This window comes from Streptomyces sp. NPDC043854 (assembly GCF_056436005.1).
The window spans coordinates 1-9,027 of sequence record NZ_JBWKDK010000103.1 but is presented as its reverse complement, the minus strand read 5'-3'; the positions used below and the strand labels follow the sequence as shown (position 1 = coordinate 9,027).

The 9,027-nt window shown below is 76.2% G+C and carries 9 protein-coding genes; 4 read left to right on the top strand and 5 right to left on the bottom strand.

Annotation, left to right across the window (positions count from 1 at the left end; translation table 11 throughout):
• Positions 1 to 125 precede the first annotated feature (125 nt).
• The 5 genes from AC068A_RS36825 to AC068A_RS36805 form a co-directional block, all read right to left on the bottom strand.
• Positions 126 to 1,187, bottom strand: a complete 1,062-nt coding sequence (locus AC068A_RS36825) for an NAD-dependent epimerase/dehydratase family protein (protein WP_478590656.1) — start codon at positions 1,185 to 1,187, stop codon at positions 126 to 128.
• Positions 1,188 to 1,389: 202 nt separating this feature from the next.
• Positions 1,390 to 2,322: a hypothetical protein gene (locus tag AC068A_RS36820; RefSeq protein ID WP_478590655.1), complete on the bottom strand. Its 933-nt coding sequence runs from the start codon at positions 2,320 to 2,322 to the stop codon at positions 1,390 to 1,392.
• Entirely contained in the window at positions 2,319 to 3,926 is a 1,608-nt protein-coding gene (locus AC068A_RS36815; protein WP_478590654.1) for a DUF3492 domain-containing protein, read from the bottom strand. Before AC068A_RS36815 ends, AC068A_RS36820 begins: the two co-directional genes overlap by 4 nt.
• Before the next feature lie 346 nt (positions 3,927 to 4,272).
• Positions 4,273 to 5,814, bottom strand: coding sequence for a DUF3152 domain-containing protein (locus AC068A_RS36810; RefSeq protein WP_478590653.1), 1,542 nt, complete (start codon positions 5,812 to 5,814; stop codon positions 4,273 to 4,275).
• A gap of 5 nt (positions 5,815 to 5,819) precedes the next feature.
• Positions 5,820 to 6,800 (bottom strand): alpha/beta fold hydrolase, encoded by a 981-nt coding sequence (locus AC068A_RS36805; RefSeq protein ID WP_478590652.1) that lies wholly within the window; start codon positions 6,798 to 6,800, stop codon positions 5,820 to 5,822.
• Between the two features lie 158 nt (positions 6,801 to 6,958).
• On the opposite strand from AC068A_RS36805, the gene AC068A_RS36800 reads away from it, so the two are divergent.
• From AC068A_RS36800 to AC068A_RS36785, 4 genes are all read left to right on the top strand, one after another.
• A complete protein-coding gene (locus AC068A_RS36800) occupies positions 6,959 to 7,177 on the top strand; it encodes a hypothetical protein (protein ID WP_478590651.1) in 219 nt (72 codons plus the stop codon).
• Between the two features lie 202 nt (positions 7,178 to 7,379).
• Complete coding sequence (locus AC068A_RS36795; RefSeq protein ID WP_478590650.1) at positions 7,380 to 8,027, top strand: TetR/AcrR family transcriptional regulator; 648 nt, start codon at positions 7,380 to 7,382, stop codon at positions 8,025 to 8,027.
• A gap of 116 nt (positions 8,028 to 8,143) precedes the next feature.
• Entirely contained in the window at positions 8,144 to 8,371 is a 228-nt protein-coding gene (locus AC068A_RS36790; RefSeq protein ID WP_179174999.1) for a DUF3107 domain-containing protein, read from the top strand.
• 172 nt (positions 8,372 to 8,543) lie between these two features.
• Positions 8,544 to 8,846 carry a hypothetical protein gene (locus AC068A_RS36785; protein WP_478590657.1) on the top strand — a complete coding sequence of 101 codons (303 nt, stop codon included), beginning with the start codon at positions 8,544 to 8,546 and terminating at the stop codon, positions 8,844 to 8,846.
• Positions 8,847 to 9,027 lie beyond the last annotated feature (181 nt).

The window sequence follows — 9,027 nt, the reverse complement described above, 5'->3', positions numbered from 1 at the left end:
GGGGGGGGGGCGGGGGGGGTTGGCTGGGACAGGGGGGGGGGGAGCAGGGGGGGTGCGCGTGTGGGGGGGGGGAAAGGCCCCTCCCCGCCCCGCGCCGGTGGCGGCGGGCGCCTCGGCCTGCGTGGTCAGATGCGGCACGCCGCCTCCATCCAGATGTCCGCCAGGGACTCCTCCAGGTTGATCCGGGGCCGCCAGCCGAGTCGGTCCCGGGCGGTGCGCACGTCGGCCTGCTGCCAGGCGCCGCAGCCGTCGGGGTAGGGGTACGCGGCCGGGGGCGGGGCCGCGGCGGCCAGCTGATCGGCGGTGGCCTCGGAGCGGGGGGAGCCGATGGCGGCGAGGGCGCCGGCCCGGGCGCCCGGGTGGCCGTGGGAGCCGTGGGGCCCGTGGGTCCCGGGGTGCGCCTGCTGCGGCCCGGCGTGCGGTCCGCCGTGGGGTACGTCGAGCTCGTACAGGGCTCCTCCGTATCCGGCGACCCGGGCCAGGACGGCTGCCGCGTCGCGCAGCCGGACCGCGCGGCCGGTGCCGATGTTGACGACGCCCTGGGCGGCGGAGAGCGAGGCGGCGTGCACGGCCCGCGCCACGTCCCGTACGTCCACGAAGTCGCGCTGGACGCCGAGCCCGCTGAGCTTGAGCTCGGCGTCGCCGGACTGCATGGCGCGCCGCATGGCCTCGGCGAGCCTGCCGAGCGGGGAGCCGGCCGGGGTGCCGGGCCCGACGGGCGAGAAGACCCGCAGGACGACGGCGTCGAGGCCGGAGCCGAGGACCAGCTCGGTGGCGGCGAGCTTGCTGACTCCGTACGGCCCGCCGGGTCTGGGCACGGCGTCCTCGGCCGTGGACGATCCGGGCTGGCTGGGCCCGTACTCGGAGGCGCAGCCGAGCTGGACGAGGCGGGCGCCGCAGCCGCTGCGGCGCAGGGACTCGCAGATGGTGGCGACGGCGATGGTGTTGTGCCGGGTGAGCTCGCGGGCCCCGCCGCGGGTGGCGCCGGCGCAGTTGATGACGACGCCCGGGTGGACGGCGTCGAGGAAGCGGGTGAGGGCGCCGGGGCTGCCGGTGGCGAGGTCGAAGCGGACGTCGGCGTCGTCGCCGCGGCCGAGCGCGGTCAGCTGGACGGCGGGGTCGGCGAGCAGCCGGTCGGCGACGTAGCGGCCGAGGTATCCGTTGGCCCCGATCAGCAGCACCCTCATCGCGCGGTCCCTGGGTCGGTGGGCTGGCCGGTCATGCTGTGTCTCCTTGGTCGATGGGCTGGGGGAAGGGGGTGTGGCACGGTGCTCCGGCGTCGGCCGCGGGGAGCGGCCGGCCGGGCGTCGGGGAGCGGGCGTTCGGGCAGCGGGTGTCGGGAGCGGGTGTCGGGGCGTCGGGCGTCGGGAGCGGAGGGGCGTACGCCGCTCAGGGCCGGGCGTGCGCGGAGGCGCGGGCCAGCACGGGAACGGCGAGTACGAGGAGTCCTGCCGCGGCGGCGGGCGCCGCGACCGTGACCGGGACCAGGGCGAGGACGAGGGCGGCGGCGACGGGCCCGCGGGGGGCGCCGTGGCCGAGCAGCAGCCGGGTGAGGAAGAGCAGCAGGGCGAGCGGGAGGGCGACCGGGACGGCGGCTCCGGCGAGGACGGCCGTCCCGGCGGCGGCCGCGGTGAAGCCCGTGACGGTGCCCAGCAGCAGCGGCCGGGCCCCGTCGGCGAAGTCCTCCAGGGCGCGGCTGGCGGCGAGGCGGCGCCGGGCCCCGGCGGCGTACCCGGCGGCGGCCAGGTGGCCGGGGACGGCGCCGAGGGCGAGGGCGATCCCGAGGGGGGTGCCGTGGCGGTGGACGGCCCAGCCGGCGACGGCCGCGGCGAGCAGCAGGACGGCCCGGCCGGCCCAGGCGGTGCGGCCGGCCCGGCGGGTGCGGCCGGCGGCGGCCAGCCCCGGAGGGCCCGGCAGGACGAGGGCGGCGGCCGCGGCGAGGACGGCGACGGCTTCCGCGTACTCCGCGTACGGCACGGCGGCGGCGGCCGCCGCGCAGGCGAGGGCCCCGGGCAGGAGGGCGAGCCCGAAGCGGCGCAGGGCGCGGGCGTCGGCCGGGCCGGCGGCGGAGGGCGCGGGCGGCTCCTCCAGGCGCGGGGTGCGGGCGTACAGCTCCTCGGCGAGGGAGAACACGTCGCGGTGGCGGAACCGGGCGGCGGTCCGGTCGGTGATGCCCTGCGCCTCCAGCCCGGCGGCGATCTCGAGCGGGTCGACGGCCCGCTCGCACAGCTCCCGGTGCCGGTGCAGCAGGATTTTGACGGGGTCGCCGGCGGCCCGGCGGCGGGGGGCCGTGGCGAGGGGGGCGGCTTCGTCGAGGGTCATACCGCGGCCTCCGGGTTCGGGGCCCACGCGGGGCTCGTCCAGTGGCCCGGGACCCGGGCCTCGGGGGGCTGTTCGAAGGGGACGGTGCCGTCGGCCCGGCCGGGTCCGCGGGCCAGCAGCCACAGGTAGGCCTCGCGGAAGGCGGCCACGTTCTGCTCGGCGCTGAAGAGTTCCAGGGCGCGGGCGCGGGCGGCCGCCCCGAGCCGCCGGGCCCGTTCGGGGTCGGCCAGCAGGGAGAGGCAGGCGTCGGCGAGGGCCCGCGGGTTGCGCGGCGGGACGACGAGCCCGGTGCCGCCGATGACCTCGCAGACGGCTCCGACGTCCGTGGACACGGTGGCCCGGCCACAGAACATGGCCTCGGTCAGGGAGATCGGGAAGCCCTCGATCACCGAGGACAGCACGGCGACCCGCCCGCATCCGTAGGCGTCGGCCGGGGTGGGGGCCTCGGGGCCGCCGATCTCCTCGAAGGTGACGGGGTTCTCCCCCGCCGTGACCGCGTCGGCGGCCTCGTCGGGGAAGAGCTGGGCCGCGAGGGAGCGGCAGTCGGCGAGGTAGCCGGGGACGGCGGCCGTGGCGAAGATCCGCAGCCGGGTGTCCGGGGCGGCCTTGCGGACCTCGGCGAAGGCGTGGAGCAGGGCGACCAGGTCCTTGGCGGGCTCGACCCGGCCGACCCACACCAGCGTGTCCGCATCCCCGCGGTCCGGGTCCTCCCCGACCGTGGCGAATCGGTCCGCCTCCATCCCCGGGTACACCGTCCGCATCCGGTCCCGGGTGGCCCCGCACCGCTCCTGCCAGCGCCGGGCGTGCGCGTTGCCGACGACGAGCAGGTCGGCGCGGGCGTAGATCTCGCAGGCGAGGCGTACCTGGAAGGCCGCGAGCAGGGCCCGGACGGCGAGCCGCGGGCCGCCTGCCGGACCGTCCGGCCCGGGGGCGGCGTCGGCGGCGCGCTCCAGGTAGTGCGCCCGCAGCCGGACCCCGTACTCGGTGACCAGCAGCGGCAGCCCGAAGAAGCGTTTGGCCAGCAGCCCGGGCAGGGCCGCCACCCCGCCCGCGGTGGCGTGGCAGACGTCCACCTCGCGCAGGTCCTCGTACCAGTCGAGGGACAGCGGCCGCAGCAGCTGCTCCAGGGCGTCGACGAACTCCAGCAGGTCCGCGACCTGCGCGCGCTGTACGGAGCGGCGTGCGCCGGGGGCCCGACAGGCGGCCTCCACGGCGCGCACCGCGGTCTCGGAGCGCAGGGCGGCGTACAGGCCGCCCTGCTCGCGGGCGAGTTCGGCGAGTCCGTACAGGCCGGCCGCGAAGGGCTCGGCCTCGCCGGCGCAGATTCCCCGGACCAGGTCCTTGAAGCAGTCGGTGAACCGCCTGCGTTCACGCCGGGAGTGGGTGCGCCCGTCGTCCGCGGGGGCCCACAGCGGGGCGGTCCAGACACGGGTGACGTGCTCGGGGAGCACGACCCGGCCGTGTTCCTCCTGTTCGGCGCTGCGGCTCAGCGCGTAGAGCTCGAACTCGTGCTGCGGCAGCCCGCGCACGAGGCGGTCGCACCACAGCCTCGCCTCTCCCGTCGCATACGGATAACCACCTTCCGTGAGCAGTCCGATCCGCACGAGTGGCACCCCCGATCTCCCGTTTCCGGCGGCCTCCGTCGGTCCGGTGACCCGCCGCGGGAAACTCAAGCGGATGTGCCGGTGGGGGGGGGGGGGGGGGGGGGGGGGGGGGGGGGGGGGGGGGGGGGGGGGGGGGGGGGGGGGGGGGGGGGGGGGTGGGGGGGAGGCCGGGCGCTCCCCCCCCCCCCCCCCCCCCCCCCCCCCCCCTCCCCCCCCCCCCCCCCCCCCCCCCCCCCCCCCCCCCCCCCCCCCCCACCGGAAGGGGTGAAGAGTCGTAACTTTCCCGTACGGTTCGCGTTCGAGAGCGCTAGCAAAGGCCTTGCCGCGGGGCGCTGCCGGCCGTGCGTCAGTTCCCGGGGAACGCCCAGGGGTTGGGCTTGCAGGTGATCCCGCCGATGTCGAGGGACTTCGTCTGCTGCTGCATGATCGGCGCGAGGGCGCCCGGGGTCTGGCAGTTCACGTGCCCGTGGCCGAGCCGGTGGCCCACCTCGTGGTTGATGAGCATCTGCCGGTAGGCGAACATCTGGTCCGGGCCGTACGTCGCCGAGCCCTGCGCCCAACGGAACGCGTTGATCATCACGCGCTCGGTGCGCGCGGAGTCGCAGCTGACGTTGTCGATCGTCGTGTCCAGGTCGGACTTCGCGCACCACACGCCGGTGGTGCCGGGGCTGGCCAGGGTTATCACGAACTCGGCCTCGCCGCCCGGGACGCGCTCGAAGGTCTTGGAGCCGCCGTGGCCCCAGCTCCGGTCGTCGTTGAGGGTGCGGTGGACGGCCTCGGCGAACAGCTGCGCGTCCAGGCCGATCCCCTGCTCGACGTCGACGCGGTAGCGGACCACCTTGCCCTTGCCGGGGGCGGCCGCGACACCGGGCACGGTGTCGAAGGCGCCCGACCCCTTCAGCTTCGCGTCGAGCGGCATCTGCTGGGCCATCTTCTGCTCGTACGACAGCTCGGGCGCGGCCGGGGCCGGAGCCGGGGCCTCGGGGGCGCCGCGGCCTTCGGAGCGGGAGGCCGCGGACTGGCCGGGCTGGGCGCGGTCGGAGGCGCTGCCGGCCGCCTGCGGGGCGGAGCTCTTGGTGTCGCCGTCGGTCAGCATCTGGGTGGCCACGACGACGGCGATCGCGGTGGTGACGGCGACGGCGGCCATGCTGCCGTACGTGCGGGCCTTGGAGCCGCGGCCGGAGGACCGTTCCTCTTCGTTCTCGGCGGGCGCGGCCTCCTCGCGGGGCGAGGGCACCACGCGGCGCTGCGCGCCGGTGGAGGTGAAGGGGTCGGCCGGGTGGGCGGGGGCGGCCGCGGGCTGCAGTCCGGGGACGACCTGCGGGAACCCGGCCGCAGGCGTGCCGAAGGCCGGGGTGCCGGTGTCCAGCACGGCCGCGGACGCGCCGGAGGCGCGCGGTGCGCCGCGCCGGTCGCCCTGGACGGAGCCGGCGTCGGCACCCCAGGCGCCGCCGGGCTCGCGCTGCTCGGGGCGGCCGCCGGGCCGCGCGCCGGGCTCGGGGGCGGCGGGGGCGTAGCCCTGGTGGGTGACGGCGGATTCGGCGTGGCGGCGGCCGCGCGGCTCCTCGTACGGCGGGTACTGCTCGTGCCGCGGGTACTGCTCGTGCGGCGGGTACTGCTCGTGCGGCGGGTACTGCTCGTGCGGCGGGAATTGCTCGTAGCCCGGCTGCTGCTCGAACCCGGACGGCTGCTCGTAGTAGCCGGACTGCCGGCCGTACACCGGCTGCTGCCCGTACCCGGTCTCCTCCCGGTACGGCGGGAACTCCTCGTACGAGCCATACGGGTCGTACGGGTCATACGGGTCGTACGAGGGGGGCGCGGCGGGCGCGGGCGCCGGGCGGGCCGGGGCGGGAGCGGGGGCAGGGCCCTTGCGACTATGTCGTCCCACGGTGGTCAGCCCCTGCCGTCTTCGATATCTCGGTCGGTGTCGTGGAGCAGCTCCCGGAAGGCGTTCGCCACCGCCTCGGGGTACTCCATCATCGCCACGTGCCCGGCCTCGGGGAGGCTCAGCAGTCGCGAGTCCCGGAAGGACGCAGCCGCCCTCCGGGCCGTACGGTACGCCACCAGCTGGTCGCGGCCGCCGTAGACGAGCAGGGTCGGGGCGAGCACCCGCTGCGCCTGGCGCCAGAGCCCGTGCTGCCCGCCGAGGGTGTAGGCGTCGACGATGCCGCGGGTGGAGCGGGTCATCGCCTCCCAGAAGTACGGCAGGGCCATCCGCCGTTCCATCTCCTCGACGGCGACGCGGAAGTCCTCCGGTCGCACCCGGGAAGGGTCGCCGTAGCAGAGCCCCATCACGCCGCGGGTGCGCTGCTCGGCGGTGAGGCCCCCGGCCATGCGGTGCAGCAGGCCGGCCATCCCGGGCACGGCGAGCAGCACGGTCGGCAGGGCCGCCTTCTGCACGCGCAGGTCGGGCAGTGCGGGCGAGACCAGCGTCAGCGTGCGCACCAGGTCGGGGCGGACGGCCGCGACGCGGGTTGCGACGGCGCCGCCGAGGGAGTTGCCGAACAGGTGGACGGGTCCGCGGCCGGCGGCGTCGAGGTGGCGGATGACCGCGCGGGCCATCGCCGTGACCGAGTAGTCCCGGTCGGCTGGCGGTGGGGACCAGCCGAAGCCCGGCAGGTCGACGGCCTCGCAGTCGACGGAGTCCTCCAGCCGGGCCATGAGGGCGGACCAGTTGGTGGAGGAGCCGCCGAGGCCGTGGACGAACAGGGCGGGCGGCAGTCCGGTACGGGTCGCGGGCCGGGACCGCACGGTCAGTTCCAGGCCGGGCAGCAGGGCGGTGCGCAGCTGCTCCCCCTCGGCCACCCGGGCGGCTCCGGCCCGGAAGGACGGCTCGGTGGCCGATCGCACACCCGGCAGCTCGGTCGAAGACATGGGGGCAATGTTACGAGACGATCACGTCCGGACTCTTGTGTTCGGCATCACAGACCCGCGGGGGACGCCCGGGGATCCGCGTAGCGGCGTACCCGCGATCCTCCTAGGCTCATAGGTGAGGCAGGACCACGAGGGGTGAGGGAAGAAGGGGAGTCCAGATGAGTGTCGACCCGGCGGAGCCGGAAACCTTCCGGGGCAGGATCCGGGAAGCCTTGGACGCGGAGGCGCCCGAGGCGGACGCCGCGGAGCAGCAGGCCGAGCTGCGGCCCGAGGACGACGACGAGCGGGTCACGGGGGTGGACCGCGGGGAGGCGGCCGACGGGGATGCCGTCGACCAGGCCAGGGTGGTGCCCTTGGACGAGGACGACTACCGCTGAGGGGCCGGGGCCCTTCGGCCGACCGCGCCCGGCCGCCCCGGACTACCGTTCGGCAACCCCTCCCGGCGCCGCTGACCAGCGCCTCCGGGCGGTCCGCACAGCGAGAAAACTCGGCTTCGACCCTACAGATTCGGTTACCGAAAAGTACGATGGCGGGCGCGGCGCAGAGCGCACTGCGGCAACAGAGAAAGTGGGAGGCGGCGTGACAGCCATCGAGCAGACGGATGCAGCGCGTCCCCGGGGCACGCGCCTGCCGCGCCGAGCCCGACGCAACCAGCTCCTGGGCGCGGCCCAGGAGGTCTTCGTCGCGCAGGGGTACCACGCGGCGGCGATGGACGACATCGCCGAGCGGGCCGGGGTGAGCAAGCCGGTGCTGTACCAGCACTTCCCGGGCAAGCTCGACCTGTACCTGGCGCTGCTGGACCAGCACTGCGAGAACCTGCTCCAGGCGGTGCGCGGTGCGCTGGAGTCGACGACGGACAACAAGCAGCGCGTGGCCGCGACGATGGACGCCTATTTCGCGTACGTGGAGGACGAGGGCGGCGCGTTCCGCCTGGTCTTCGAGTCCGACCTGACCAACGAGCCGGCGGTGCGCGAGCGCGTCGACCGCGTCTCGCTGGAGTGCGCCGAGGCCATCTCGGACGTGATCGCCGAGGACACGGGCCTGTCGAAGGACGAGTCGATGCTCCTGGCCGTGGGCCTGGGCGGCGTCTCGCAGGTCGTGGCCCGGTACTGGCTCTCCAGCGAGAGCCCGGTCGCCCGCGACAAGGCGGTGGGGCTGCTGACCTCGCTGGCCTGGCGCGGCATCGCGGGCTTCCCGCTGCACGGCTCGGACGGCGCCTCGGCGTAATCGCTGTTCGCTGCCAGCGTGTCCGCTGCGCCGCTTGCGTGTCGCCGCTGCGGGCTAATGTGGACCGGGTACGGCGCGGCTGATCGCGCACAACCGAGCGTCGGAGGGACAAAGCCGTGGAGGTCAAGATCGGCGTGCAGCACGCACCCCGGGAGATCGTGCTGGAGAGCAACCTGAGCGCCGAGGAGCTCGAACGCATCGTCTCCGAGGCGCTGACCGGTTCGGCACCGCTGCTGAGCCTCACCGACACCAAGGGCCGCCGCGTCCTCGTGCCCTCCGACCGCCTGTCGTACGTCGACCTGGGCGAGCCGAGCGCACGCAAGGTCGGTTTCGGCACGGCCTGATGCCTTTCGGCACGATATGACACGTTCCGGGGCGACCTGACCCGTTCCGGCGTGTTTCCGAGAACTACGCGAAACGGCCCGGCGGTTGATTCCGCCGGGCCGTTTCCGTGTCCTCCGCTTCGGGTAGGACGGCTGTGACCGGTCAGCCCCTCACCTGCGGGAGGCACCCATGCTGCTGATCGAGGCGCTCGGCTCCGCCCTGCTGGGCCTGGCACTGTCGGCAGCGGCCCTGCGGCTGTTCGCCCCGCGGCTGCCGTCGCCGCGTGTGGTGCTCGTCAGCGGAGCGCTGGGCGCCCTGTTCGGGGCCTATCTCACGCAGTACGCGCTCGGCCCGGGGCACGGCACGGTGACCGCGACGCTGGTCGGCTCGGTGCTGGTCTCCGCGGTGGTGCTGTCGCTGCTGCTGCGTCCGGGCCGGCAGTCCGGCCCCCGCCCCACCCACCGGGCGCCCTTTTCCCTTCCATCGCGGGGCTGACCGCCGTCGGCGCGGCCGCCGGCGCGGCTAGCCCCCACGCCCGAGCTCTGCGGTTCTCCGCCCGCAGTACGCCACGGCCCCGGGGGGGGAGGGGGGGGGGGGGGGGGGGGGGGGGGGGGGGGGGGGGGGGGGGGGGGGGGGGGGGGGGGGGGGGGGGGGGAGGGGGGGGGGGGGGGGGGGA